A 25129-nucleotide genomic window follows, 5' to 3' on the forward strand; every position below is an offset into this window, starting at 1 on the left:
TCGGAGCGAACCGGTTCCTTGCGGCACGCCCTACCGACCGAGGTACTCGCAGACCGCGACGAGCGCAAAATCAGCAGTACGAAGCGCTCGCCGCGACCTCGGTCGGACTCGACGACGACATAGAGGCTGTGCGCGCCCAGCTACGCCGGATCCGCAAGGAGGTCGCGCGAAGACGGCACGGCTGATGCTGCGCCCTACTCCGTCTCCTTGGGATGCTGTCAGAACTAGTTCTGATGTCACCGGAACAGCCGACTACGGCCTGGTCAGCTGTGCGTAGCGGGCGCGGTGGTAGTCGGTGGTGCCGAATTCGCGTTCCAGGGCGGTGAGGCGTTTGAAGTAGTGGCCGATGGCGAGTTCTTCCGTCATGCCCATGGCCCCGTGGAGTTGGACGGCGTTCTGGCCGATGAAGCGCGCGGCGCGGCCTACGGTGACCTTGGCGGCGGAGAGGGCGCGAGCACGGTCGACGGGGGCCGCGGAGAGGGCGTGGGCGGCGAGGTGGGACGCCGCGATGGCCTGCTCCAGTTCCATATACATGTCGACCATGCGGTGTTGCAGGGCTTGGAAACTGCCGATCGGGACCCCGAATTGCTGGCGCTGCTTGGCGTATTCGACGGTGTCGGCCAGCACTTTTCGCAGGCAGCCGACCGCTTCGGCGCAGATCGCGGCGATCGCCGCGTCCACGGTGGGTTCGATGACGTCCCAGGCCGCGCCCTCGGCGCCGAGCAATGCGTCGGCGGGGAGCCGGAATTCGGTGAAGACGAGGTCGGACCCGACGCGGTCGTCGATGGTGCGGTAGGAGTGCACCTCGACTCCGGCGGGCGGGTTCGCCGCGTCGAATTCGGTGAGGAACAAGGAGATTCCGGCCCGATCGCGCCGCTCACCCGAGGTGCGGGCGGTGACGAGCAGGTGGGTCGCGAGCGGCGCACTGGTCACCACGCACTTCGCCCCGTCGATCACCCACGAATCGCCGTCGCGCCGCGCCACGGCGCTGACGTCGTGCAGCGTCGGCCCGGATTCCAGCGCCGCGAACGCGGTGCGGACATCTCCCGCGACGATGCCACGCAGCACCTCGTCCGCACGCGAATCTCCCGACCGTTCCAGCAGACCGGCCCCCACGACGACGGTGTCGACGAACGGCTCGACCACCAGCGCCCGCCCCAATTCCTCAGCGATGACCATCAATTCGACGGCACCGCCGCCCATCCCGTCGACCCGCTCGGGCAGCGTTGCGCCGAGAATCCCGAGCTCGTCGGCGAATCCGCGCCAGACGGCGGGCTGCCAGCCCTGCGCCGTTTTGGCGGCGGCCCTGCTCTTCTCCAGGTCGTAGCGGACGCCGAGGAATCCGGCGACCGCGTCGCGCAGCAGCTGCTGCTCCTCGGTGAGTGTGAAGTCCATCAGAGCCCCAATGCTGCCTTGGCGAGGATGTTTCGCTGAATTTCGTTGCTGCCCGCGTAGATCGATCCGGCGCGGTCGTTGAAGTAGCGCAGCGGCGCGACGGCCTGCCAGTCCGCGCCGCTGTGGTAATTGTCGGCGGGCGGGGTGAATTCGGCGATCGGCCCGCCGGGCGCTGTGGCGTGCGGCTGGTAGACGCGTCCGACCGGACCCGCCGCGTCCAGCGCGAGTTCGGTGAGCTGCTGGCTGAGTTCGGTCGCCAGGATCTTCAGCATCGAGGACGCCGGACCAGGGTCCTTGCCTTGCGCCATCGCCGAAATCGTCCGGTACTCCAGCACTTCCAGTACGTCGGTGCGAATCCGCGCGTCGGCCAATCGCATGGCGAAGCCAGGGTCGTCGATCAGCGGGTTGCCGTCCGGGCCCGGCTGGCGCGCCGCCGCCTCGGCCAGCTCTTGGCCCATCACCTGCAACATCGGCGCCGCGGCACCGCCGCGTTCGTGCACGAGCAGGTACTTCGCGACCGTCCAGCCGTCATCGATGCGGCCGAGCACATTGCTCTTCGGCACCCGCACGTTGTCGAAGAACACCTGGTTCTGCACCTGCTCGCCCGAGGTCATCACCAGCGGACGGATCTCGATGCCCGGAGTGGTCATGTCGATGAGCAGGAACGTGATGCCCTGCTGCTTCTTGCCCGTGCGCGAGGTGCGCACCAGGCAGAAGATCCAGTTCGCCTCGGTGGCGTGGGTGGTCCAGATCTTGCTTCCGGTGCAAACGAGATCGTCGCCGTCGTCGACGGCCGCCATGCTGAGCGAGGCCAGGTCCGAGCCCGCCTCGGGTTCCGAATAGCCCTGGCAGAAGAAGATCTCACCGGTCAGGATGCGCGGCAGATAGAAGGCCTTCTGCTCCGGCGTGCCGAACGCGATGATCGCGGGCGCGACCATCCTGATCCCCATCGGCGAGAGCGTCGGCGCGCCCGCGAGCGTCGATTCCCTGCTGAAGATGTAGTGCTGGGTCAGGCTCCAGTCGCACCCGCCGTGCTCGACCGGCCAGTGTGGCGCGGCCCATCCGCGCTCGTGCAGAATCCGCTGCCACTCCATGCTGGCCTCGTGGTCCGGATACACACTCGTCGCCAGCCGCCCTGCCCGCCGCAGCTCCGGCGTCAGCTTCGCGTCCAGAAACCCCCGCACCTCGTCCCGAAAGGCCAGATCGGCCGCTGACCAGTCGTAATCCATCTGTCCTCCCGGCGGGGTATGCCACGGTGCACCACTATTGGCCGCAGGCCAACACGCCCTCAATGTAAGCCCACCCACCTGATGAAATCAAACTGAAGCACCCCGCCCGCAGTTACCCCGCACCTGCGATTCGCCCGTCCCCTCACAGACCTTCCACACGCTTCACAAGGGTTACAACGTCTGCGAACCGTATGGAGGGTCTGTGAGGCTCAGCGCTCGGGGTCGAGAGAGTCGGAGACAGCGGTGCTGCTGCGGTAAGCAGCGGTATTTACCTGCCAGGATCAGCAGTCTTCGAAGAAGGCCCTCGTATACCCCGCCGATTGGTAGACGTAGTCGTACGCCCAGCGCGCGATGGAGAGGTCGGGTTGCGGGTCGACGAAGAGAAGTTCTCCGTCCCAACACTTTCCGAGGATGTAGCGGGCGCGGGAGATGTGCGGGGTGAAGGTGACTACGATGACGCGGCGCCACCCTTCGGCGCGCGCCCTGCGGGCCAGTTCGCGTCCCTCGCCTCGGGTGGTGCGCGGCGCCGGGTCGAAGCAGATGACGTCGAAGCGGTAACCGCCGTGACAGATGCGGTTCATCGTCGCGCTGTACTCGTACGGGTCGGAGAAGAGCACCCGTGGCGCGTAGCCCGCCGCGGCCAGGCGCAGGCCGAGCTGCTCGCGACCGTCGCGCGCGCCGCCTAGAACCAGGATCGCGTCGGCCGTCGCGGGCGAGTCGGTGCGCGGCCGGACGTAGACCGGCCAGAGCGCGACCACCACGAGGACGAGCACCGCGGCAAGGCCGATCACGGCACGGGTCACCGAACGTCGTCGCACGACTTCCGATGGTATGCGGACACCGCATCACCGCAGGTCACCGCCGCCGACCCGGGGCTGTTTCCACCTGTACACCTGCTGTTGCCGTGACCCTTGCCTCGCTGACGTGGCGTGGCCATCGTCGGGGCTTACCAATCGATCATGCGATGCACAGTCTTCGGAACCGGGTACCTGGGGGCCACGCACGCCGCCTGTATGGCCGAACTCGGGCACGAGGTGATCGGGGTGGACGTCGATCCGGGCAAGGTGGCGAAGCTGTCCGACGGCGTGGTGCCGTTCTACGAGCCCGGCCTCGAGGAGGTGCTGCGCCGGAACCTGGACGCGGGCAGGCTGCGCTTCACCACGTCCTATCCGGAGGCCGCCGCCCACGCCGATGTGCACTTCCTCGGCGTCGGCACGCCGCAGAAGAAGGGCGAGTACGCAGCGGACCTGAAATACGTACACGCCGTGGTGGATACGCTCGCGCCGATGCTGGAGCGCCCTTCGGTGCTGGTCGGCAAGTCGACCGTTCCGGTGGGCACGGCCGCGGCCCTCGGCGAGCGGGCGCGGAAGCTGGCGGGCGCCGAGGTCGAGGTGGCGTGGAACCCGGAGTTCCTACGCGAGGGTTTCGCCGTGCAGGACACGCTGCGTCCCGACCGCTTGGTGCTCGGCGTGGATCGCGCGCGCGAGAACGCGGACTGGGTCGAGGATTTGGTTCGCGAGATCTACGCCGATCTCATCGCGGCGGAAGTCCCCTTCCTGCTGACCGATTTGGCCACCGCGGAATTGGTGAAGGTCTCCGCGAATGCCTTTCTCGCAACGAAGATCTCGTTCATCAACGCGGTCTCGGAGGTGTGCGAGGCGACCGGCGCCGACGTCACCGTGCTCGCCGACGCGCTCGGCTACGACGCGCGCATCGGTCGCCGATTCCTCAACGCGGGCTTGGGTTTCGGCGGCGGATGTCTGCCCAAGGACATCCGCGCCTTCATGGCGCGCTCCGGTGAGCTCGGCGCCGATCACGCCGTCGCGTTCCTGCGCGAGGTCGACAACATCAACATGCGCCGTCGCACCAAGGTGGTCGACATGGCAGCCAAGGCGTGCGGCGGCTCGCTGCTCGGGGCCAATGTCGCGGTGCTCGGCGCGGCCTTCAAACCGGAGTCCGACGACGTGCGCGATTCCCCCGCGCTGAACGTCGCAGGCATGATCCAGCTGCACGGCGCCGTGGTGACCGTGTACGACCCCAAGGCGCTGGAGAATTCGCGCCGGGTCTTCCCCACCCTCAACTACGCGACCTCGGTGGCCGAGGCGTGCGACCGCGCCGACGTCGTGCTAGTCCTCACCGAATGGGACGAGTTCACCGCGCTGCGTCCCGAGGATCTGGATCGGGTGGTGCGCGGCAGGTCGATCATCGACGGCCGCAACTGTCTCAATCGTGCCACCTGGAGAGCGGCGGGATGGGTGTACGCCGGACTCGGCACACCGTAGAGTTGCCTGACGAGGCCGCGCTGAACCACCCGGTTCCGCCTGCCTCGTGTGCGACTGAGCGCCGCCGGTAGGGTCCCGGGAGCGGGTCGCGTCATTGGCGACGTGATCTCGCATTGTCGTGAAGCGTGAAACGAGATGGGCAGCTGATGAGTTCGGTACTGGGGGTTTCGGTGGGGGCCGGCGCTGTCCGTATGGCGCGACCACTCGCCGGTAATCCCCCCGGTCATGTCACGCCGGATGCCTTCGAGCTGCAGACCATCCCGGTCACCGAGCACCGTACCGAGGAACTGGCCGCCGAGGCGGTCGGTGTCACCCTGGCGACCCATCAGATCGGCGCCACCGCGATCGCCTACCGCAGCGAACAGCAGGCCAGGGCGGTGCGCGCCGCGATGGCGCGTCAGCAGGTCACCAACTACGAGCTGGTGCCCGAGATCTTCGCCGCGCTCGAATTCGCCCAGGCCACCGGCGATATCCGCGGCATCTCCTCGCTTGTCGTCTACGACCTCGGCAGCACCGGGCTCTCTGTCAGCGTGGTCGACACCCAGACCAGGGAGATCAGGCACAGCGAGCGCACCAGCGACATCAGCGGCGACTACCTGGATTCGCTGATCCGCGAACAGCAGATCGCCTCGGGCCGCATCGCGCACCCGCAGGACCCGGCCGGCCTTGCCGCGCTGGACGCGCTGTGCCGCGAGGCCAAGGAACAGCTGTCCAGCAATACCGCGGTCGCGCTGCCAAGCGAGCAGGGCCTGGTGTTGTTGGCGCAGGAGAACTTCGAATCGCTGATCATGCTGGCCATCGAGTCGTCGGCGCGGATGACACGCGATGTGATCGTGCGCTCCGACCGCCCGGTGCACGGCGTGCTCGCGATCGGCGGCTGCGCGCGGATCCCGCTGATCGGCAAGGTGCTCGAGCGCTGGATGGGCGTGCCGGTCATCGTGCCGGAAAGCCCAGAGACGGTGATCGCGCGCGGCGCCGCGCTGCTCGCCCGGCCGGTCCGCCCCGCGGCCCCGGTCGCTCATCCCGGCCCGGCCCCGAACCAGGCACCCGCGGGCGGCTATGGCGACGAGGATCTCTCGCCCGCTTGGCTGTCCGCGCCGCCCAAGCGCCGCCCGAAGCGCCCGAAGGGCAAGGCGCAGCAGGACGACTTCGACGACGTCGACGGTCTCGCGCAGGACTGGCTGGCCGCCAATCCCCGCAGCCGCGAGAAGCGCGAACTGAACGGCGCCGTGCTGACCGTCAGCGCACTGACCGTGGTCGCCGCGATCGGCCTCGGCCTCGGCTACGGACCTCAAGTGCTGGAAAGGGATTCGCACAGCAGCGAGGGCTCGCCGTCGCTCTCGCCGACCGGCTTGCCGCGCACCACCACCCTCGATCCGCAGATCGCGGTGGCGCCCGCCACCACGACGGAGACCGAGGAGTCGATCGCCGCGCCGCCACCGCGCAGGCAGACGACCAGCTCGGCGCCGCCGCCCACCCCGGGCCCGAACACCTTTGTGGTCCCTGGTCTCCCGCCGATCGTGGTGCCGACCATCCCGCCCGAGGTCTTCCCCTTCCCGCCGCCGCCCCCGGGCTGAACGATCGGCGGTGCGCCCGCACGAGTCCGAGCGCGCAGTGCAGCCGATCGCACACCAAGCCCGGCCGATATCGGGGGCCAACGCGGCCCGAGCGACGATCTTCGTGCGCGCGAATACGGACTGTCGCATGCGGCGTCGACGCCCACCGAGCCTCCGTTCGGGAGAAGCGCACCGCCACGAGCGTGATTCGAGCCGACGACCTGCACCCGAGCAGTGCGGCTGTCACCCGTGGACGTCGCGCAGTACACCGACCCGCACGAACCGGCCACCCGTTGAGCAGCGCGTAACGCACTTGCGCGACGCCCGACGGTCAGCCGCGCACACGCCGAATCCGCGCGGCCCACGGCGCCCAGCACAACGCCCGATCAGACCTGCGAGAGCCGAGCGCCGAGGCGCCGGAGCCCACGAACCTCCGAACCGGGGCAAGCAGCACCGCGATACCCGTAGTCAACGGCACCGAGAAGGCAAGCCCGATACCGCCGACTACCGACCCCGCGCAGCCACAGCACCCGACGCAACGCCCGATCAGACCCGCGAGTGCCGAGCATGCCGAGGCGCCGGAGCCGGTGTCTTCGAACCACCGAACGGCCGGGCGAGCAGCACCGCGATACCCGTGGTCAACGGAACCGACAGGGCAAGCGCGATACCGCCGACCGACGAGCGCGCGATCTCGATGGCGACCGCGTCACCGGCGAGCACGTCGCGAATCGAGCGCCCCGCCACGCTGAACAGCAGCAGCAACGGCAGCGCGCCACCCGCGTAGGCGAGCACCAGCGTGTAGACGGTGCTGGCGATGTGGTCCCGGCCGACCCGCATGGTCGCGGCGAAAACCTGTCGACGTGAAGCGGATTCGTCCAGCGCGGCCAGCTCGAAGGCGGCCGATGCCTGGGTGATCGTGACGTCGTTGAGCACACCGAGCGAGCCGATGATGAAGCCCGCGAGCAACAGACCGGTGATGCTGACGTGCTCGAGGTAGGTGGCGACGTTGGTGTTCTGCTCCTCGGAAAGGCCGGTGAGCTGGGTCATCTCGATCGCCAGCCAGGACAGCACTGCGGCGAGCACCATCGAGGTCAGCGTGCCGAGCAGCGCCGAGCTGGTGCGGAGATTGACGCCGTGCGCCAGATACAGCACGGCGTAGAGGATCAGCGACCCGGACACCAGCGCGACCGGGATCGCGGGCTTGCCGTCCAGCAGCGCGGGCAGCAGGAACATCACCAGCACCGCGAACGCGAACCCCAGACCGAGCAGCGCGCGTAGACCGCGCCAGCGCGCCACCGCGATGATCACCACGACGAAGGCGATGACGATCAGGGTCAGCGGCATCCCGCGGGCGTAGTCCTCGAAGGAGTACAGCGGGGTCCCGTTCGGATCGGTCTGCCGGACCAGCCGGATCTCGTCACCGGCGCGCAGGTCGGGTTGTCCTGGGCCGGGCGCGATTTCGAGCAGCGTCTTGTTGCCCTGGTGCGGACCGGATTCGATGGTGATCAGGCTGCGCTGACAGGTGTAGGCGTTGGTGCGCGGCTGCTCGGGCTTGTCGGCGAACACCTTGCCGATGGAAGGACTGCCGCACGGCCCGATGTCCTGCGCGACGACCGTGCCCGCTTCGGTCTCCACCGCGCCGCCGCCCGCGTTCTGCATCGGCAGCGGGATCTCGACGTGCTGGCTGCTCGGCCACAGCACGATGGCGCCGATAACGGTCAGCACGCCGATGACGGTGAGCAGCCCAACCACGACGCGCGTCGCGGTGGCCCCGATCGCGATCGGGCCGGAGTGGTCGTGGTGGTGATGATGGTGGTCGGTCACCGGTCTCCTACTTGTCCGTCGTGGTCCCGGATGCTCGTGCCGGACGGCAGGAGCTGGCTCCTCCGAGGCAGCTACGCGGTGCCGAGCTTAAAGGATGTCGTTTTCAAGAGCAGTCCACCCAGCACCAACCAAACATCGAGACGCAACAACTGATCTCGCAAGAACCGGGTAACTCACCGGGTACGAGCCAACTCGCCCACCCACCCACCTACCGCCAGCCGCCAACGCAAAGCACCACGCACCTGAATCTGGCCTTATACGCGGAGAGGCGGGGCAGGCGGCGGAGAGCAGGGGGATGTCTCCGCCGCCCGCAGGCCGGCGGCCCAGGGGGGTAGGCGGCCGAACCCGAGGCCAGGTTGCCCAGGGGGGGTAGGCAACCCGACCGGGCACTCGAAGTGCCAAGAGCCACTGTACACAAAAGTCGCACTTTTGCGCTAGCGGGTCTTCAAAACGCGCCACTATCCATACATTCGGTATGTTTCAGGCCCGGAAGCAGGGCGATTAGGGTCCCGAGGCCCCGCGACGCACGTCACTGTCGATAGCTCGCCAGGAAGTTGCCGAAGCGCTCGATCGCGACCGCGAGGTCCCTGGCCCACGGCAACGTCACGATCCGCAGATGGTCGTGGTCGGGCCAGTTGAACCCGGTGCCCTGCACCATCAGGATCTTCTCCTGCAACAGCAGATCCAGGACGAGCTTCGAATCGTCGTAGATCTCGTACACATTCGGATCCAGCCGGGGGAACGCGTACAACGCACCCTTCGGCTTGACGCAGGACACACCCGGGATCATGTTCAGCCGCTCCCACGCCACATCGCGCTGTTCGAGCAGCCGCCCGCCGGGCAGGATCAGATCCTCGATGCTCTGATGTCCGCCGAGCGCGACCTGAATCGCGTGCTGCGCGGGCACATTCGGACACAGCCGGGAGGAGGCGAGCAAGTCGATGCCCTCCAGGAAGCCAGCGGCATGATCCTTCGGACCGGTGATGGCCAGCCAGCCCGAACGGTACCCGGCGACCCGGTAAGCCTTGGACAGACCGTTGAAGGTCAGGCACAGCAGGTCGGGCGCGAGGGTGGCCAACGAGATGTGCTTGGCGTCGTCGTAGAGGATCTTGTCGTAGATCTCGTCGGCGAGCAGCAGCAGCTGATGCTTGCGAGCCAGGTCGACCAGCTGCTGCAGCACCTCGGCCGAGTAGACCGCGCCGGTCGGGTTGTTCGGATTGATCACCAGCAGCGCCTTGGTCTTGTTGGTGATCTTGGCTTCGATGTCGGCGACGTCGGGCTGCCAGCCGTTGGACTCGTCACACAGGTAGTGCACCGGGGTGCCGCCCGCCAGGCTGGTCATCGCCGTCCACAGCGGATAGTCCGGCGCCGGGATCAGTACCTCGTCGCCGTTGTCGAGCAGCGCCTGCATGGTGATGGTGATCAGCTCGGAGACGCCGTTGCCAAGGTAGACGTAGTCCACGTCCAGTTCGGGGAAGCCGGCCACCAGCTCGTAGCGGGTCACGATCGCGCGCCGCGCCGACAGGATGCCCTTGGACTCGGAGTAACCCTGGGCATAGGGCAGCGCCGCGATGATGTCGCGCATGATCACGTCGGGCGCCTCGAAACCGAACGGCGCCGGATTGCCGATGTTCAGCTTGAGAATGCGGTGGCCCTCGGCCTCCAGCCGTGCCGCGTGCGCGTGTACCGGTCCACGAATCTCGTAGACGACGTTCTGCAGTTTCGTGGACTGCTCCAGAACGCGCGGCGGACGGTGGGGCAGATGGCTCGGGCTCACCCGTCCCATGGTGCCATCCCCTCGCAAGGCCTTATTCGGCACTGCCGGACGCAGTGCGTCGACAGCCGCGCATGGCCGTGGTGAAGGCGGAGGTTCGCCTGTTCGACCGCGTCAGGGTGTCGAATTCCCAGGTGGGATGCCCTTGGCGGCGGTCGCGCCGCAGAACTCCTCGATGCGCTCGTCCAGGAAACGGGCCTCGACGGCGTCGCGGAACACGGGCTGGGCGATCCGTCGGCGCACGCCGGTGAGCCGCTCCTCGAGCTGCGCGATGCGCTTGTCCTCGGCCAAGCCGAGCACCGGGTTCAGCGCCTCGGTCGCGCCGTCCAGGCTGCCGTTGATCAGATGCGCGGCCGCGCAGTCCACGCGCGCCAGCGCCTCGGCGCCGTAGGAGCGCTTCTCGGACGGGCCGTTGGCGTAGAGATGGATGGCGCGTTCGGTCGCGCTCAGCGCGGGCTCGGCCTGGCCTAGATGGATGTAGGTGGCGCCCGCGTAGTACTGGGCCTTGGCGTCGGGGAAACCGAAGACGCCGCCGACCTCGTCGTGCAGGTTGTCGGTGGCGGCCAGCTCGCGCGCGTCGTCGGCGGCGCGAATGCAGCGATCGGTGTCGGCGGCGCTGCCGATCTTGGACCAGATCCTGGCCTCGATATTGAGCAGCCGCACCTTCGCGGTCGCGGAATCGGCGAAATCCTGCCCGCTCTGCGCCAGCAGCACCGCCCGGCGCGGGCGCTCCGACCAGTATTCGATCAGCGCGTGCATGCCGCGGGTCCATGCGCGCAATCCGTTGTGGCCACATAGCTCGGCGTAGGCCCAGGCCGCTCTGGCCTGCTCACCCGCCGCGTCGAGGTAGCCGAGGTCGGTGCTCGCGTTCGCCAGCAGGCCCGACAGTGTGCCCGCGAGCAGATAGAGGTGGCTGGTGTCGGCCGGCCGCTGATGACCCTCCAGCAGTCGATACACCCGGCGCCGAACCCGAAGCATCTCCACCATCATCGGAACCGGCGGGATGTGCACGTAATCGTTCGCGATGCGCGTGACATCGGCGTCGAGCTGTTCCAACGTGGTCGTACCCACGTTGGTGCTCTCGGCCCGGCCTGCGTGTTCGCTGGCCTCGTGGGCAGCCGCCATGATCAGATCCCTCTCCGAAATCTCTGCTAACGCATCACCTCTCATCGCACCGGCGTCTATGAGAGCAAGAAGGTCCGCGTCGCTCGAATAACTGGCACGCGTCCCCGCCGCGGAACGCACGTCGAAACCGGCGGCAGGTCCATCGATCGGCGATTCGCCGATCAGCGCCGCAAACCGTGCCCGCACAACATCGTCGGACCTGGCAAGGGATGTGTCGAGCGCGGCCTGGTTGACGGGGCGCGGATGAACTCGGCTGCCCCCCGCCTCCCATTTGGACACCAGGCGTTCGTGGACACCGAGATGCGCCGCGAATTCCCGGATGCTCATCCGCTTGGCATCGCGAAGGGCGCGGGTCTCTTTACCTGACCAGTGCCGGACCACGATGTCATCCCTTCCGCACGAACCTTCATCCAGGGTACGAGGGCTTTGTGGCTAGGGCCACAGCTAATTCACTGTTGCTATAGGCTTTTCGCGCCTGGCGTACCCGCGCGAGCGGGCTTCTCCCGGTCAAAGGCAGCGGATTGGCAGTGGAAGGCGCGCATGGGGGCGATGCCGCGTCGCGGTCATTGGCCCGAACCTGGTAGCAGGGACGCAAGGAGTTGGCCGTGAACGTGGAGAAACTCAGGACAGTCGAGGATTGGGTGTCCTTCTACCGGCACGAGTACGGGCTACCCGTCACCGAGCGTGGCGGTTTCGTGATGTTGCCCATCAGCGGCCGGGTCTGTGTCATTCATCTTCCGACGGTCCGGGCCGAAAAGGTCAGGGCGGCACTGGAACAGCAGGGGACGAGGGGTCCCGTGCTGGCCAGGCAGATCCGCTGGAGCTTCCTGGCCGAGCCGGACAGCCGTCCCGGCGGACAGGTACTGGAGGTGCTGAATCGTCTCGATATCGGGATACCTGCCATCGGCAGTGCAGTGATGTTGCCGACGGGGCTCGGCCGATGGACCCGGGAAGGGTGCTTCTGGGTCACTCCGCCGAGCCGCGGCGACACGCTCCCTCCGCTATCCGCCGTGGTGACGACGGCGCTTGCGGTGGGAGCGGGCGGCGGGGACTGAATGCGTCGTCGGTCCCCCGTCGCCGACAGTGCGGCCGAATCCGCCTCTATTTCCTGGCAGTCGGCGGGGCGGATTCGGTCGTGGGTCGTCTTGCGCGCCAGGCTAATCGGCTACCGCGATTCGGCGGCGTCGACAACCTCGGCGGGCAGCGGGAAGTTCAGGTAGGACCGCGAAGGCGTAGGCCCGCGCTGGCCCTGGTATTTGGAACCCGCGACGGCGCTGCCGTACGGGTGCTCGGCGGGGCTTGTCAACCGGAGCAGGCACAGCTGGCCGATCTTCATCCCCGGCCACAAGGTGATCGGCAGGTTCGCGACGTTCGACAGTTCCAGCGTGATGTGGCCGCTGAATCCGGGGTCGATGAAACCCGCGGTCGAATGCGTGAGCAGACCCAAACGGCCGAGACTCGACTTGCCTTCCAACCGCCCGGCCAGATCGTCCGGCAGCGTGCACACCTCCAGCGTGGAGCCGAGCACGAACTCGCCGGGGTGCAGCACGAACGGCTCGCCCGGCGCGGGCTCGACCAGGCTGGTCAGCTCGTCCTGGCGCTGCGCGGGATCGATGTGGGTGTAGCGGGTGTTGTTGAAGACGCGGAACATCCGGTCCAGGCGAACGTCGATACTCGACGGCTGGATCAAGCTCTCCAGCAACGGCTCGACCCCGAGACGCCCAGCGGCGATCTCCGCGCGGAGGTCACGATCGGAAAGCAGCACGGCACGAGCGTAGCGTTCGGCGAATCGGGCCGTTCGGCCGCACGGGGAAGAGCCGGATCGACGACGCGCTCTTCACCGGCATTCAGTTAATTCTCAGCGCCAGCGGGCAACCTAGGACCAGTGACCTCGAAACCCCGCAGGACGGCGCCAACGGTCCTGACGCTCGCCGCGACGGGCGTGCTCCTCGCGGTATTCATCACCGTGCTGACCCGCAACGTTCTCGACAGCAGCGGGCTGACCTCGATGGATCCCGAGGTGTCCGGCTGGGCGGTCGAGAACCGCAACGGTGCGCTCACCCCCGCCGCACGCATGGTCAGCAACTGCGGGGACACCCTGTCCATGACGATCCTCACCGCGCTCGTCTGCGTGGCGCTGCTGCGCGTGCGCGACCGGATGCGCGCCGCGCTCGTCGTGGTGACCGCCCTCGGCGCCGGTCTCATCGTCGCGGTCGCGAAACGTTTGGTCGGCCGGGAACGCCCGCCGGTGGCCGAGCGACTCGCGGTCGAGAACAGCCTGTCCTACCCGTCCGGGCACAGCACCGGCACGTTCGTGGTCGTCGGGATCGTGGCCATCGTGCTCATCCCGATGCTCCGGCGGCCGATCGCCAGAGCGGGCGCGGCGCTGGTCGCCGTCCTGTTCGTCGCCGCGGTCGGCGCATCCCGTGTCTACCTGGGCGTGCACTGGCCCACCGACGTGCTCGCGGGCTGGTCCATCGGAGCGCTGTGGATCCTGCTGTGCCTGGCCGTCTTCCGCTACCCGACCTGGCGTTCGCGGGCCGCCGCTACAGTCGATCCGTGCCGCGAACAAAGCAAGTCTCCGACAGCGTCGTCGTCGCGATCGAACCGGTGACGGCCTACGACCGGGTCAGCGACGTCACCCAGATCCGCCGCTGGAGTCCGGAGAACACCGGCGCGGTACTGGCCGAGCCCGGCGCACCGGCCCGCGTCGGCCTGCGGTTCGTCGGCACCAATGTGCGCCGCGGCGTCCGCTGGTCCACGGGCTGCGAAATCACCGCCGCCGACCGCGGCGCACGCTTCGCCTTCGAAGTCCGGCGCTACGGCCTGCGCAAGCCGGTCCTCCCGGTCGCGATCGCCACCTGGGAATACCGCTTCGAGGCCGTTCCCGGGGGCACCCGGATCACCGAGATCTGGACCGACGACCGCCGCTGCTGGCCCGACCTGCCCACGCTGTGGTTCGACCGCCTCGTCACCGGAAGGCCCGGGTTCGCCGAGTTCCAGCGGGGAAACATCCGGCAGACGTTGGACCGGTTGAAAGCGGACCTCGAAAGCGCGGCCTGACCTCGCGCTGAACTCGCCCGCCACGCCCTCGCGGGCGGCCTGCCGACGTCGACCGAACACCAAGGCTCCTCGCAGACCTTTCACACGGTTCGCAGACGATAGAACCCCTGTGAGGCGTGTGAATTGTCTGCGAGGAGCCCATGTCGGGCATGTGTCGTTTGCGGACAGTCCGGGGGTCAGTCGGCGGATGCGATTCGATCCGATTGCACAGCGTGGATGCCCGCGAGGATGACGTGCAGACCCTCGGTGAACTCCGTGTCGGTGTCGCCGGAGAAGACGTCGGTCACCAGTTGCGCGGTGCGGGGGTAGCGCTGGGCGTCGACGAGACCTGCGAGGTGTTCGGGGAGATATGGGTTGCGGTCGCCGTATTCGCGGTCGGAGCGCGCCTGCTCCTCGATGACGAAGCCGACGGTGTAGTGCAGCAGGATCGGGAAGACCCGGGCGGCCCGGATTTTCGAGAAGCCCGCGTCCTCCAACGTGCGTAGCGTCAATTCGACTGTGCGCCACATTGCTTCGTCGCTGACATAGGTGCCCGCCAGCACCTTCGCCCCGTCACGGTAGCCGAGCATCGCCCGGCGCAACCGGCTCGCCAGCGCGATGAGCCAGTCCCGCCAGTCCTCGTCGCGTCGCGGCGCCTCGACGCCGTCGACCGCGGAGACGAAGACGGCCCGCGCCATCGCGTCGAGCAACTCGCGCTTGTTCGCGATGTGCCAGTACAACGCGGGCGCCTGCACGTTCAGCGCCGCGGCCACCTTGCGCATGGTCAGGCCGTCGAGCCCGACCTCGTCCAGCAGGGTAAGCGCCGCCTCGGCGATTACTTCGGCGTCCAGCTTGGCCTGACCGGATCTGTTCGACACCTTGACAGCTTAACAATGTTCTTGCTCTCCTTAACATCGTTAGGGATTTAACGTTGTTAAGGAGACGTCATGGACACGACCGATGTGGTGATCGCGGGCGCCGGACCAACCGGCCTCACGCTGGCGTGTGAACTGCGCATCCTCGGCCTCGAGGTCGCCGTGCTCGACGCATTGCCCGCGCGGACCGGCGAATCCAGGGCAGGCGGCATCCACGCCAGGACCATGGAGGTCCTCGACCAGCGCGGCATGCTCGATGGGCTTCTCGCGCAGGGCAATCCGCGGCAGGTCGGACACTTCGCCGCGATTCCAGTGGATTTCAGCGATCACGCGACCCGCTACCCGTTCACGCTCGTCATTCCACAGTCGCTGATCGAACGCGAACTCGAAAGCCGCGCAGCGGAACTCGGCGTCACGGTGCAATGGGACGCGCCGATCGTCGGCTACCGGCAGGACCCGTCCGGCGTCGAGATCGAGATCGGCGGCTCGAATGGAATCCGTCGCGTGCGCGCCGCATATCTCGTCGGCTGCGACGGCGGGCGCAGCGCGGTCCGCAAGCTCGCCGGGATCGGTTTCACAGGCACCGAGGCGACGATGACCGGCATGCTCGCCGACGTGGAGCTGACCGATCCGCCCGCCGAACAGTTCTTCGGTCGCCGCCGCGGGATGGGCGACTTCTCCGCCGTGCAGCTACAACCCGGCTGGTACCGGCTCGTCGTGCAGCGGCACGACCGGGTCCTCGAGCGCGGCGCGGCGCTCTCCTTCGCCGACTTCCGCGCCAACTTCACCGAGATCGCGGGCACAGACCTCGGCATGCACAGCCCCCGCTGGGTATCGCACTACGGCGACGCCGCACGGCATGCCGACCGGTACCGCGCCGGACGCGTGTTCCTGGCCGGCGACGCCGCCCACATCCACTACCCCGCGGGCGGACAGGGACTCAACCTCGGCGTGCAGGACGCCGTCAACCTGGGCTGGAAACTCGCGGCCGCGCTGCGCAACGACGCCGCCGCCGACGATCTGCTCGACACCTACGAGTCCGAACGCCGCCCGGTCGCCGCCCGCGTCCTGCACAACACCCGCGCGCAGACCGCACTTTCCCGCCCCGGCCCGCACACCGACGCCTTGCGCGACATCATGGGCGACCTGATCACCCTGGACGACGTCCGCCATCGACTCGGTCTCATGATCACCGCCCTCGACATCAACTACGACACCGCCTCCGGCCACCCGCTCGCCGGCCGCCGCGTCCCGGACGTCGACCTCGTCACCGCCGACGGTCCCACCCGCGTCCACGCGCTGCTCCGCCCCGCCCGGCCGGTCCTGCTCCGCCTCGACGACACGTCGCCGACCGCACCCGAGAACAACCTCGACAGCGTCCTCGCCCGCAGCAACGCCGCCCACTGGTCGGTGCCCGGAGTAGGCGACATCCCCCGCCCCACCGCCCTCCTCATCCGCCCCGACGGCTACACCGCCTGGGCGACCGACGACCCGAACACCACTCTCCCGGATACCTTCCGCAACTGGCTCGCCGCGACCGCCACCCACTGACCCCCGTCTGGGCGGCGCCGAGCCGCTCACAAACGGAGTCGACGAGGCAGTGTGGAAGTTGACCCGCCCAGGGCCCGGTCTGATAGAGTCGCGGACGCGTCTACGCGCAGGCCGATGTAGTTCAATGGTAGAACTTCTGCTTCCCAAGCAGACAGCGCGGGTTCGATTCCCGTCATCGGCTCTGACACACGAAAACCGCTGCCTCGCAGCGGTTTTCGTCGTTTCTGCGGTATTCGCGCCAGGGCCTCCGGCGCTACTCCGTCTGCGCCCACGCGGCGACGGGCAGTGAAAGGTAGATGCCGAAGTCGGTGAGTGGGGTGTGGTCGGTGATCGCACGATGCAGGTTGTCCACACGGGATTGGCGATCGGCGGCGCGGGAGTCGAAGTACTTCGAGCGGATTTCGATGACAGCGTCCAGGCCGGAACGGTCGTACGGGCCGAGCGGGCGGAAGCGGAGTTCGACGTCACCTGGTTGGAGGTCGCCGTCGTAGGGCTCCTCCGGGCACTCCACGGCGACCGAGACCAGGTGCGGGAGGTGCTCGGCCAGGGCGTGCAGTGTGGTCTCTGGGACGTGGGGGGCGTAGGTCACCTCGACTAGGGGCACCGGGCCAGGTTAGATGCCACGACGGTCAGCTCGCCATGTTGGTGATCTCGCTGGGTTCGACGTGCAGGCGGCGGAAGCGGCTGCCGTGGAAGACGAGCGGGTCGATGTCGTGGCGGGTGGCCACACGGTGGATGCGGAGGATGACGACGAGGTGATCGCCCGCGGGAACCTGGGCCTCGGGGCACCCTGGGCGATCCGGTCGAGGGTCGGCAGGAAGATCTGATCCAGATCGGAGTCCGGGGTGCGTGTCGCCTCGGTGGATGTCATCACCCCACGATGAACCCGATCGAGGGCGCGCTCACGGGTTGCGCGCACCGCGATCGAAACGATTTGTCGGTGCAGGGCATTAAGGTCGGCGCGTGGCTGGTTCGCGGTATTCGTTCACGGCGCGGGTGTGGGAGCACTCCGGCGAAGGCGCCTGGCATTTCGTGTCGCTGCCCGAGGAGATCGCCGACGACATCGAGGAGCGCTACGGGCACCGGGCCGGCGGGTTCGGAGCGGTCCGTGTGCACGTCAGGATCGGCGCCAGCAGCTGGTCGACCTCGCTGTTTCCGGACAAGAAGCGCGCCACCTACGTGTTGCCGGTGAAGAAGCCGGTCCGACTCGCCGAGAACCTCGTCGCGGGTTCGGATGCCGAGATCGATCTGACGATCGCGCTCTGAGCGAGCGTCAGAAGATGCACTCCTGCACCATCCGCCGGGTGGCGACGCCGACCCGCGTCTGGTCTTCGGCGCTCAACCCGAGCAGAACGGGGTCGACAGGACCGCTCAGATCCGCACCGAGAATCCTGCGCAACCCGTCCTGAGAGATCTTCTCCTCCACGTAGATTCGCGCGACGCACTCGGATTGGTTCGGTGGAAGCCCCTTGCCCGCCAGCACCGTGGCGATGTCGGCCTGGCTCAACTCCCCTGCGGGCAGTGCGACGGTGCCGGTCGCCGCCGTGGTGGACACGGCAGGGGTGGCCGATGTGGTCGACGAACCCGACTCCGTGCTCGAACCGTCCCCGCACCCCGCGAGCAGCGGCACGGCGATACACACCGCCGCGATCGTTCTTCTCATCCGAATCCCCTCGCTTCCAACGGTTCCCGTACGACCGGGACCGTACCCGCAGCGAGGCGTCCGCGTCACAAGTCCATCGCGGCGCGCAACGCGGTGTCCAACCGTTCCAGCACCTCGGACTCCATGTCATCGATGCGTTCGGCGAGCCAGCCGCGATAGATGCGGCCGATATTGCCCGCGTGCACCCAGCCGCGCCCTGGCACCTGGACCGCGAGGATGTCCTGCGGATCCTGGTCGAGCAGTTCGGCGGCGATCAGCCACTGGCGCGGCGATTCGTTGATGCCGTCGCTGCTGATGAGCACGACGGTACGACGCCGAAGCGAACCGTGCGGGTGATAGCTCCACAGTTCACCCCTGCGCACGCATCGCCTCCTCGGCGGCGGCCAGCTCCGCCTCGTCGGCCGCGGCCTCGGCCGCCACATCGGTCACGGGACCAACGCCCGTGCGCACCGCTTCCCGGCGCGCGGCCTTGGATATCCACGCCGACGGCGACATACCGGCCCGTGCCGCCGCCTGTTCCGCGAACGACCAGGCCGCCTCGTCCAGCGAGAGCGTGACCTTACGCGTTGCCATACCATTTATCGTACCCGCGAGCGAGCACTCTGCCAGCGGAAACGCGGACGTGCTGATATTATTGGCGCACTGCCAACAGATCTGACCCGAGGACGAGCATGACGACGTGGAACCATCATCGGGTCGGCGCGGGCGAACCGCTGGTTCTGCTGCACGGAGTCGGCAGCCGCTGGCAGATCTGGGAGCCGATCATCGACACCGTGGCCGCTTCCTTCGAGGTGATCGCCGTCGATCTGCCCGGCTTCGGCGGCTCGGATCCGCTGCCGCACACGACCGTCGACGAACTCACCGACGCGCTCGCCGACTGGCTGGCCGCGGAAGGCATCGAACGCCCGCACCTCGGCGGCAACTCGATGGGCGGGCTGATCAGCCTGAAACTGGGCGCGCGCGGGCTGGCCCGCTCGGTCACCGCGTACTCCCCGATCGGGTTCTGGGACACTGCGGGCCGGGTGTGGTGCCAGCAGTCGCTCGGCAAGTCGGTCACCCTGGCTCGCGCCTTGCGTCCGCAGCTGCCGAGAATTCTCGGCACCGCGGCGGGCCGCACGGCGTTCCTGTACCTGATCTTCGGCAAGCCGTGGGCGCTGGACGCGCAGTTCGCGATCGGCGTCGCCGAAGGAGCGGTCGACGCAACCGGTTTCGAGGAAGCACTGGCCTCCTTCGCCGACGCGCGGCTGCCCGAGATCGGCGCGCTGGCCGACATTCCCGTCACCGTCGCCTGGGGCAGTCGCGACGTTCTGCTCACCTACGCCACCCAGCATCGCAAGGCCCGCGCGGCACTGCCCAACGCTCGTCACGTCACCCTGCACGGCAGCGGGCACTCGCCGTTTCCGGACGATCCCCAGGGCTGCGCCCGGCTGCTGCTCGACCAGTTGACTACGGACCGCCGATAGCGGACCTGACCGGACGCCCACTGGCCGTGGCTCTACACCCGGACCGCCGGTAGCGGACCGGCCGGACGCACACGAGCCCACGCTCTACACCTGGACCGCCGGTAGCGCACCCACCCGCGCGGACTCACACGATTCGAGGCTCGAGATCGGAATCGCTGAAAGCGGACCGCCCCATGCCTACTCACACGAGCCGAGACTCGAGCAGGGTATCGGCTGGGGCCGTGCCGAGCAGCACCCTGACCGCATTTCCCCAGCGCTGCTGAAGGATTCGATTCCGCTCCACGTTCCCGGTCAGCAGCGCCCGCATGGCGAGCCCGGTCATGATCTCGATGGTGAACTCGGTGATCGTCGGCACCCGTGGATCGTCGGGGAACTCGGCGCGGAAGATGTCCCGAATGCTGGTGTGCATCAGCTCGAAGAGGCGTTGCTCCAGCGGCAGGAAGGCGGCGCGCAGCTCCTGATCGGTGCGCGCGCCGACCCAGATCTCCAGCGCGGCAAGGAAAGACGCACCGCTGAACATGCGCATGGTGAGATCGACCGCGGTCGCCAGCCGGTCGGCGTCCTCCGGGATCGCCGCGAATTCCGTTGTCAGCCGCTCCAATCGGCGCGCGGCCAGATGCTCGACCGCCCCGGCGAGCAGATCCGGTTTGGTCGGGAAATGGTGCTGCAACGTGCCGCGCGGGACGCCGGCGCGGTTCTGCACCTCGAGCGTCGTCGTCCCCGCGTAGCCGACCTCGACCAGGCTGTCGATCGCCGCGTCCAGGAGCCGCGTGCGCATTCGCGCGCGGCGCTGCGCCTGCGTCTCCCGGACGCGTTCCGGCATCGGGTCAGCGCCCCTGCCACTGCGGCTCGCGCTTCTGCGCGAACGCAAGCGCACCCTCGGCGGCGTCCTTGGAGAACAGCGCGGGCAGCGCGATCTCGCCCTGCTTGGCGAAGGACTCGGCCACCGACCAGTCCGGCGACTCGTCGATAATGCGCTTGCTCGCCGCGACCGAAAGCGGTGCGGCCGCGACGATTTCGGCGGCCAGTTCCAACGCGCTCGCCAGCGCGGCGCCCGGTTCGGTGACCCGGTTGACCAGGCCGAGCTGGTAGAGCCGCTCGGCGCCGATGCGTCCACCGGTCAACGCCAGCTCGGCCGCGATGGGCCGCGGCAGGCGCTGGGTCAGCCGCAGCACGCCGCCGCCCGCGGCCACCAATCCGCGCTTCACCTCGGGGATTCCGAATTGGGCGTCGCGCGCCGCGACGATCAGGTCGCCGGATAGCGCCAGCTCGAAGCCACCCGCGAGCGCGAAACCCTCGACGGCCGAGATCATCGGCTTGGCGGGCGGTTTCGCGGTGATGCCGAGCGGACCCCGCCGCTGCGTAATCGGCATCTCGCCTTTCGAGGCTGCGACGAGATCCATTCCCGCGCTGAAGGTTCCGCCCGCGCCGGTGAGCACGAGCACGCGCGCGTCGGCGTCGTCCTCGAAGGCGTCGACGGCCGCCTCGATGGCCTGTGCGGTGGCGAGATCGATGGCGTTGCGTGCCTCGGGGCGGTTGACGGTCAGCAGCGTGATCGCGTCGCGGCGTTCGACGAGTACCTGATCGGTCATCGGGGGGTCCTCTCGGTGCGCAGGGTGAGCTGGTCGGCGGCGGTGATCTCGGCGGTCGCGCCGAGCGGGTCGCCGTCGGTGAACGCCGCGATGGTCTCGGCGTCGGAAACCCGAACCAGTATGCGTGCACCAGCCGCGTTCAGCGCGCTGATCACCACCGCCTCGGGTTCGTCGGCGTGCTCCGGCGCGGGCCCCTTGCGATAGGCGACGGTGTAGGCCTCGACGGTCGCCGGGCCGGTGTAGCCGGGCGCGGTGTCGCGACGCGCGGTGGGGGCCACGACCTCGGCCGCGCGAAAGAGCTTGGCGGGCGGGCGCGCCGAGTAGACGCCGACGCCGTGTTTGGTGATGTACCAGCCGAGCGCGGTAGCCAGGCCATAGGAATCGGGGTCCGCACGCAGTCGCGCGGCGAGGGTGGCGATCGAGTGGGTGGCGTAGTTGTTGCCCGGCCCGCCTGCGAAGGTCAGACCACCGGTGACCGAGAGCGGCCGCGCGGGATCGTCGATCGGCAGGCCGAGCGCCTCCGCCGCGACCTGCACCGCGACCGGGAAGCAGGAGTACAGGTCGATGTGGGCGACATCGTCGATGCCGATACCCGCCGCGCCGAGCGCGGACTCACCCGCCGCCGCGATCGCGGGCGAGACGCTCATGTCGGCGCGCTCGGAGACGAACCAGACGTCCGTGGCCGTCGCGCCGCCGTGCGGGAAGACCCATCGGTCGCGCGGCACCCCGGCGGCGTCGGCGGCGGCCGCGCTGCACACGATCAGGCCCGCGCCGAGATCCACCGCGAGGTTCGCGACGAGCAGCTTCGGGTACGGGGTCGACACCAGCCGGTTGTTCGAGGAGGGCGTCGCCAGATCCACAGCCGACTGAGCCTTGGGCAGCCACGCGTACGGGTTGTCCGCGGCGACCGACGACAGCCGCGACCACAGCCCGCCGATACGCTCGCGGTGCTCGGCCTCGCTCAGGCCGAGCCTGCCGCGCAGCGCGGTTTCCATCAGCGCGTAGAAGTAGACCGGGCCCCACAGCCCGGCCGCGGTCTCCATCTCGGAGTTGGGCGCCTTGTCCGAACCGATCAGCTCGGTGGGCGCGGCATCCTCCGGCTGCTCGGGCCATTCGGGCCCGGCGCCCGCGCGAATCGCCGCGGTCCAGGAGGCCACGGACTCCGCCCCGGTGATGAGGGCGATCTCGGACTTTCCGTCGGCGATGGCCTGCGCGACCGTGTTGAGCAACCGCTGCGGCGCGTCGCCGCCGAATCGCACGGACTGCATCGTGCGCTTCGGCGCGGCTCCCAGCTCGGCGGCCACCAGCGCGCCGAGATCCGGGTACGGCTTGCTGACCGGGGCGACCGCGGCCACCAGATCGGCCGCCCGCAGCAGCCGGGCCCCTGAGCCGCTGTCCGCCCCCGCGCGGCGCAGCGATTCGGTGGCGAGTTCGACGGGGCCGGGCAGTCCCGGCTCGCCGGTTCGGTGCACCACCTGCCCGACGCCGACGAGCACCGGCGTTCGCGGATCCATTCCGGCTGGCAGCATTTTCCCTCCGCTCCGATCAAATTACCGTCAACATTGACGGTAATTTGGTTCGATTGAAGCAGACCGCTCCGACCAGGGCAATAGCCCATGGACAAGAACTGACTCGAGAGTAAGATCCGGGCATGGGATCCCCTATCGCGCTGCGGTTCGACGGCGACCGCGCTTACGTCACCCTGGACCGCCCGGACAAGCACAACGGCCTGACCATCGAGATGCTCGGCGACCTGGTCGACGCCGCGCACACCGTCGCGAAGCGCAAGGACGTGCGCGCGGTGATCCTGTCCGGCAACGGCCCCAGCTTCAGCAGCGGCCTGGATGTCGCCAAGGCGACCCGCGACCCGCTCGCGGGTGCACTGAACTTCGTGCCGCTGCCGTGGCGCGGCACCAACACCTTCCAGGAGGCCTGCTGGGCATGGCGGCGGTTGCAGGTCCCGGTCATCGCCGCGGTGCACGGCCGCTGTTTCGGCGGCGGACTCCAGATCGCGCTGGCCGCCGATATCCGCTTCGCGACACCCGACGCGGAGTTCTCCGTCATGGAGGCCAAGCACGGCCTGGTCCCCGATATGACCGGCGCGGCCACGCTGTCGCGATTGATCGGCATCGATAAAGCACTGCTACTGACCATGACCGCCGACGTCGTCGACGCCGCCTACGCCGAACGCATCGGCCTGGTCACCGAAGTGACCGACGACCCGATGGGGGCCGCCGAGAAACTCGCCGATCGCATCGCGTCTCGCTCGCCGCACGCCGTCGCCGGCGCCAAGCGGCTGTTCGAGCGGTCCTGGCACGCATCGGCCAGGCGCACCTTCAGAATCGAACGCGCCACACAACTGCCGCTGATCCTGCGCCTGGCCGCGAAACGAGATGGAGGATCACACAAAGAGGACTTCATTTCGTAGGGACAAGATCGCAAGCCCCCAATTTCCCCGGTTCGACTGCTAGCATTTCCGTCGATTTGCCAGCCATTCGAAATGTGCTTCGGGACACAATCGGGGGGGTGGTGTATCGAGGCCTGTTTCGGCGAGACCCGGAGGGCCCAACGACTTTGAACAAGACCGCAAAAATCCTGCTTTCGACTGTGGCGGGTGGCACGGCCTTGCTTCTCACGGCTACTACCCCCGCCACGGCAAACCCAAACGCGATCAACCCGATTCCGGTACTCAATGGCACTACCGGTCTGCCGAATCTGGCCGGTCGCAGCCGAGCGGTGTTCCAGGCGACCGGCATGGCGAGCCCCAACAACACCCAGACCTACAACGTGCTCGGCACCGATCTGGGCATCATGTGGGACAACGGCCATGGCGAGATGCTGACCGCGTTCGGCGACACCGCCGGACTCGGCTTCCCCAACCTGCTCGCGGGCAGTATGTGGGCGTGGCGCAGCAACATCCTGGTCCGCAGCAACACCAAGGACCCCGCCAACGGCATCTATTTCGACAGCGTGGTGCGCGATGTCTTCGGGCAGGCGCGCGATCTCATTCCGAGCCCGAAGATTCCGTTCCTGGAAATCAGCCGCATTCCCACCGCGGGCATCTCGGTCGACGGCGTGCAGTACATGAGCATGATGTCGGTGAAGACCTGGGACAACGTCGGCGAGTGGACCACCAACTACTCGGGCCTGGCCGCCTCCGCCGACAACGGGGAGACCTGGGCGGATCTCGGGCACACCCGGCGCCCGAACGAGGGCGGCGACGCCAACTTTCAGATGAACGCCTTCCTGAAGAGCGGCGGATACCTCTACGAGTACGGCACCCCCTCCGGGCGCGACAACACCGCCTACGTCGCGCGGGTGCGCGAGCACGACATCCAGAACTTGGGCGAGTACGAGTACTGGGACGGCGAGGGCTGGCGCAAGAACGACGTCAATGCCGCGGCCCCGATCATGTGGGGCGTCAGCGAACTGTCGGTCATGTGGAACGACTATCTGGGCCAATTCGTCTCGCTGACGACGGACCGGTTCAACTCGGTCGTGATGCGGCGAGCCTCCTCGCCCGTGGGTCCGTGGAGCGATCCGGAAGTCCTGATCGACGCCAGGGAACTGCCGACGGCTTACGCGCCCTCGATCTTCCCATTCCAGACCGGGCGCGACCTGTACTTCCTCACAACAGTGCACAGCCAGTACAACGTGGTGTTGATGCGTACCACGCTGTAACGGGCTCGCCTGCGGGCGCCCGCTTTCTTTTCCGGAGCGCTTGACCTCAACATTGCTTGATGTACGAGGCTGGCCGC

The 25129-nt window shown here is 68.2% G+C and carries 25 protein-coding genes, 1 tRNA gene and 1 pseudogene; 11 read left to right on the forward strand and 16 right to left on the reverse strand.

The window, feature by feature from the left end; all coding sequences use genetic code 11:
* Positions 1 to 252: 252 nt before the first annotated feature.
* The 3 genes from AB0H50_RS06935 to AB0H50_RS06945 form a co-directional block, all read right to left on the reverse strand.
* The gene (locus AB0H50_RS06935; RefSeq protein ID WP_357448066.1) at positions 253 to 1395 is read right to left on the reverse strand and encodes an acyl-CoA dehydrogenase family protein; all 1143 of its coding nucleotides are present in this window, start codon (positions 1393 to 1395) and stop codon (positions 253 to 255) included.
* Positions 1395 to 2624: an acyl-CoA dehydrogenase family protein gene (locus AB0H50_RS06940; protein WP_357448068.1), complete on the reverse strand. Its 1230-nt coding sequence runs from the start codon at positions 2622 to 2624 to the stop codon at positions 1395 to 1397. Before AB0H50_RS06940 ends, AB0H50_RS06935 begins: the two co-directional genes overlap by 1 nt.
* Positions 2625 to 2905: 281 nt before the next feature.
* Positions 2906 to 3442, reverse strand: a complete 537-nt coding sequence (locus tag AB0H50_RS06945) for a YdcF family protein (protein WP_357448070.1) — start codon at positions 3440 to 3442, stop codon at positions 2906 to 2908.
* Positions 3443 to 3583: 141 nt separating this feature from the next.
* Here AB0H50_RS06945 and AB0H50_RS06950 point away from each other — a divergent pair, with 141 nt between their 5' ends.
* Entirely contained in the window at positions 3584 to 4906 is a 1323-nt protein-coding gene (locus AB0H50_RS06950; protein WP_357448072.1) for a UDP-glucose/GDP-mannose dehydrogenase family protein, read from the forward strand.
* Positions 4907 to 5052: 146 nt separating this feature from the next.
* Positions 5053 to 6483, forward strand: coding sequence for an Hsp70 family protein (locus AB0H50_RS06955; RefSeq protein ID WP_357448074.1), 1431 nt, complete (start codon positions 5053 to 5055; stop codon positions 6481 to 6483).
* A gap of 525 nt (positions 6484 to 7008) precedes the next feature.
* On the opposite strand, the gene AB0H50_RS06960 is transcribed toward AB0H50_RS06955, so the two are convergent.
* The 3 genes from AB0H50_RS06960 to AB0H50_RS06970 all read right to left on the reverse strand — a co-directional run bounded on the left by AB0H50_RS06960 (position 7009) and on the right by AB0H50_RS06970 (position 11185).
* On the reverse strand, positions 7009 to 8286 hold the full coding sequence (locus tag AB0H50_RS06960) for a YibE/F family protein (RefSeq protein ID WP_357448076.1): 1278 nt from the start codon (positions 8284 to 8286) through the stop codon (positions 7009 to 7011).
* Between the two features lie 529 nt (positions 8287 to 8815).
* Entirely contained in the window at positions 8816 to 10072 is a 1257-nt protein-coding gene (locus AB0H50_RS06965; protein WP_357448078.1) for a pyridoxal phosphate-dependent aminotransferase, read from the reverse strand.
* 102 nt (positions 10073 to 10174) lie between these two features.
* A complete protein-coding gene (locus AB0H50_RS06970; RefSeq protein WP_357448080.1) occupies positions 10175 to 11185 on the reverse strand; it encodes an XRE family transcriptional regulator in 1011 nt (336 codons plus the stop codon).
* Positions 11186 to 11790: 605 nt separating this feature from the next.
* Here AB0H50_RS06970 and AB0H50_RS06975 point away from each other — a divergent pair.
* Positions 11791 to 12240: a hypothetical protein gene (locus AB0H50_RS06975; protein WP_357448082.1), complete on the forward strand. Its 450-nt coding sequence runs from the start codon at positions 11791 to 11793 to the stop codon at positions 12238 to 12240.
* 110 nt (positions 12241 to 12350) lie between these two features.
* Here the strand turns inward: AB0H50_RS06975 and dcd are convergent, their stop codons facing one another.
* A complete protein-coding gene (gene dcd, locus AB0H50_RS06980) occupies positions 12351 to 12950 on the reverse strand; it encodes a dCTP deaminase (protein ID WP_357448084.1) in 600 nt (199 codons plus the stop codon).
* Positions 12951 to 13070: 120 nt separating this feature from the next.
* Here dcd and AB0H50_RS06985 point away from each other — a divergent pair, with 120 nt between their 5' ends.
* Together AB0H50_RS06985 and AB0H50_RS06990 are read left to right on the forward strand one after the other, a co-directional pair.
* Positions 13071 to 13799 carry a phosphatase PAP2 family protein gene (locus AB0H50_RS06985; RefSeq protein WP_357448086.1) on the forward strand — a complete coding sequence of 243 codons (729 nt, stop codon included), beginning with the start codon at positions 13071 to 13073 and terminating at the stop codon, positions 13797 to 13799.
* Positions 13745 to 14248, forward strand: coding sequence for an SRPBCC family protein (locus AB0H50_RS06990; protein WP_357448087.1), 504 nt, complete (start codon positions 13745 to 13747; stop codon positions 14246 to 14248). Before AB0H50_RS06985 ends, AB0H50_RS06990 begins: the two co-directional genes overlap by 55 nt.
* A gap of 176 nt (positions 14249 to 14424) precedes the next feature.
* Here AB0H50_RS06990 and AB0H50_RS06995 read toward each other — a convergent pair whose 3' ends face one another.
* Positions 14425 to 15105, reverse strand: a complete 681-nt coding sequence (locus AB0H50_RS06995; RefSeq protein WP_357448089.1) for a TetR/AcrR family transcriptional regulator C-terminal domain-containing protein — start codon at positions 15103 to 15105, stop codon at positions 14425 to 14427.
* 69 nt (positions 15106 to 15174) lie between these two features.
* Here AB0H50_RS06995 and AB0H50_RS07000 point away from each other — a divergent pair, with 69 nt between their 5' ends.
* Both AB0H50_RS07000 and AB0H50_RS07005 read left to right on the forward strand, forming a co-directional pair.
* A complete protein-coding gene (locus tag AB0H50_RS07000) occupies positions 15175 to 16653 on the forward strand; it encodes an FAD-dependent monooxygenase (RefSeq protein ID WP_357448091.1) in 1479 nt (492 codons plus the stop codon).
* 110 nt (positions 16654 to 16763) lie between these two features.
* Positions 16764 to 16834 (forward strand) — tRNA-Gly (locus AB0H50_RS07005).
* Positions 16835 to 16906: 72 nt separating this feature from the next.
* Here the strand turns inward: AB0H50_RS07005 and AB0H50_RS07010 are convergent.
* The gene (locus AB0H50_RS07010) at positions 16907 to 17257 is read right to left on the reverse strand and encodes a hypothetical protein (protein WP_357448093.1); all 351 of its coding nucleotides are present in this window, start codon (positions 17255 to 17257) and stop codon (positions 16907 to 16909) included.
* Between the two features lie 25 nt (positions 17258 to 17282).
* A pseudogene (locus tag AB0H50_RS07015) lies at positions 17283 to 17435 on the reverse strand (flavin reductase family protein); the annotation flags it as partial.
* A gap of 181 nt (positions 17436 to 17616) precedes the next feature.
* On the opposite strand from AB0H50_RS07015, the gene AB0H50_RS07020 reads away from it, so the two are divergent.
* The gene (locus AB0H50_RS07020; protein WP_357448095.1) at positions 17617 to 17919 is read left to right on the forward strand and encodes a DUF1905 domain-containing protein; all 303 of its coding nucleotides are present in this window, start codon (positions 17617 to 17619) and stop codon (positions 17917 to 17919) included.
* A 7-nt stretch (positions 17920 to 17926) separates the two neighbouring features.
* On the opposite strand, the gene AB0H50_RS07025 is transcribed toward AB0H50_RS07020, so the two are convergent.
* From AB0H50_RS07025 to AB0H50_RS07035, 3 genes are all read right to left on the reverse strand, one after another.
* The gene (locus tag AB0H50_RS07025) at positions 17927 to 18316 is read right to left on the reverse strand and encodes a hypothetical protein (protein WP_357448097.1); all 390 of its coding nucleotides are present in this window, start codon (positions 18314 to 18316) and stop codon (positions 17927 to 17929) included.
* Positions 18317 to 18381: 65 nt separating this feature from the next.
* Positions 18382 to 18678 carry a hypothetical protein gene (locus AB0H50_RS07030; RefSeq protein ID WP_357448099.1) on the reverse strand — a complete coding sequence of 99 codons (297 nt, stop codon included), beginning with the start codon at positions 18676 to 18678 and terminating at the stop codon, positions 18382 to 18384.
* Entirely contained in the window at positions 18665 to 18889 is a 225-nt protein-coding gene (locus AB0H50_RS07035; RefSeq protein WP_067787098.1) for a hypothetical protein, read from the reverse strand. The genes AB0H50_RS07030 and AB0H50_RS07035 overlap by 14 nt, the downstream gene beginning before the upstream one ends.
* 98 nt (positions 18890 to 18987) lie before the next feature.
* Between AB0H50_RS07035 and AB0H50_RS07040 the strand changes: the two genes are divergently transcribed.
* Positions 18988 to 19779, forward strand: a complete 792-nt coding sequence (locus AB0H50_RS07040; RefSeq protein ID WP_357448102.1) for an alpha/beta hydrolase — start codon at positions 18988 to 18990, stop codon at positions 19777 to 19779.
* A 181-nt stretch (positions 19780 to 19960) separates the two neighbouring features.
* On the opposite strand, the gene AB0H50_RS07045 is transcribed toward AB0H50_RS07040, so the two are convergent.
* Genes AB0H50_RS07045 through AB0H50_RS07055 form a run of 3 tightly spaced genes read right to left on the reverse strand, consistent with a single transcriptional unit; the run spans position 19961 to position 22900 of the window.
* Positions 19961 to 20602: a TetR/AcrR family transcriptional regulator gene (locus AB0H50_RS07045; RefSeq protein WP_357448104.1), complete on the reverse strand. Its 642-nt coding sequence runs from the start codon at positions 20600 to 20602 to the stop codon at positions 19961 to 19963.
* A gap of 4 nt (positions 20603 to 20606) precedes the next feature.
* Positions 20607 to 21371, reverse strand: a complete 765-nt coding sequence (locus AB0H50_RS07050) for a crotonase/enoyl-CoA hydratase family protein (protein ID WP_357448106.1) — start codon at positions 21369 to 21371, stop codon at positions 20607 to 20609.
* Positions 21368 to 22900: an acetyl-CoA acetyltransferase gene (locus tag AB0H50_RS07055; protein ID WP_357448108.1), complete on the reverse strand. Its 1533-nt coding sequence runs from the start codon at positions 22898 to 22900 to the stop codon at positions 21368 to 21370. The genes AB0H50_RS07050 and AB0H50_RS07055 overlap by 4 nt, the downstream gene beginning before the upstream one ends.
* A 122-nt stretch (positions 22901 to 23022) precedes the next feature.
* On the opposite strand from AB0H50_RS07055, the gene AB0H50_RS07060 reads away from it, so the two are divergent.
* Both AB0H50_RS07060 and AB0H50_RS07065 read left to right on the forward strand, forming a co-directional pair.
* Positions 23023 to 23799, forward strand: a complete 777-nt coding sequence (locus tag AB0H50_RS07060) for a crotonase/enoyl-CoA hydratase family protein (RefSeq protein ID WP_357448110.1) — start codon at positions 23023 to 23025, stop codon at positions 23797 to 23799.
* A gap of 179 nt (positions 23800 to 23978) precedes the next feature.
* Complete coding sequence (locus AB0H50_RS07065; protein WP_357449341.1) at positions 23979 to 25052, forward strand: DUF4185 domain-containing protein; 1074 nt, start codon at positions 23979 to 23981, stop codon at positions 25050 to 25052.
* Positions 25053 to 25129: the final 77 nt, after the last annotated feature.

The organism is Nocardia sp. NPDC050793, from assembly GCF_040654065.1.
In the GTDB taxonomy this organism is placed as follows: domain Bacteria; phylum Actinomycetota; class Actinomycetes; order Mycobacteriales; family Mycobacteriaceae; genus Nocardia.

Bases quoted from the DNA above. Each gene is read 5' to 3' on its own strand.
- AB0H50_RS06935 (WP_357448066.1), bottom strand. From the start codon at position 1,395: ATGGACTTCACACTCACCGAGGAGCAGCAGCTGCTGCGCGACGCGGTC.
- AB0H50_RS06940 (WP_357448068.1), bottom strand. From the start codon at position 2,624: ATGGATTACGACTGGTCAGCGGCCGATCTGGCCTTTCGGGACGAGGTG.
- AB0H50_RS06950 (WP_357448072.1), top strand. From the start codon at position 3,584: ATGCGATGCACAGTCTTCGGAACCGGGTACCTGGGGGCCACGCACGCC.
- AB0H50_RS06955 (WP_357448074.1), top strand. From the start codon at position 5,053: ATGAGTTCGGTACTGGGGGTTTCGGTGGGGGCCGGCGCTGTCCGTATG.
- AB0H50_RS06965 (WP_357448078.1), bottom strand. From the start codon at position 10,072: ATGGGACGGGTGAGCCCGAGCCATCTGCCCCACCGTCCGCCGCGCGTT.
- AB0H50_RS06970 (WP_357448080.1), bottom strand. From the start codon at position 11,185: ATGGCGGCTGCCCACGAGGCCAGCGAACACGCAGGCCGGGCCGAGAGC.
- AB0H50_RS07000 (WP_357448091.1), top strand. From the start codon at position 15,175: ATGGACACGACCGATGTGGTGATCGCGGGCGCCGGACCAACCGGCCTC.
- AB0H50_RS07025 (WP_357448097.1), bottom strand. From the start codon at position 18,316: ATGAGAAGAACGATCGCGGCGGTGTGTATCGCCGTGCCGCTGCTCGCG.
- AB0H50_RS07035 (WP_067787098.1), bottom strand. From the start codon at position 18,889: ATGGCAACGCGTAAGGTCACGCTCTCGCTGGACGAGGCGGCCTGGTCG.
- AB0H50_RS07040 (WP_357448102.1), top strand. From the start codon at position 18,988: ATGACGACGTGGAACCATCATCGGGTCGGCGCGGGCGAACCGCTGGTT.
- AB0H50_RS07045 (WP_357448104.1), bottom strand. From the start codon at position 20,602: ATGCCGGAACGCGTCCGGGAGACGCAGGCGCAGCGCCGCGCGCGAATG.
- AB0H50_RS07050 (WP_357448106.1), bottom strand. From the start codon at position 21,371: ATGACCGATCAGGTACTCGTCGAACGCCGCGACGCGATCACGCTGCTG.
- AB0H50_RS07055 (WP_357448108.1), bottom strand. From the start codon at position 22,900: ATGCTGCCAGCCGGAATGGATCCGCGAACGCCGGTGCTCGTCGGCGTC.
- AB0H50_RS07060 (WP_357448110.1), top strand. From the start codon at position 23,023: ATGGGATCCCCTATCGCGCTGCGGTTCGACGGCGACCGCGCTTACGTC.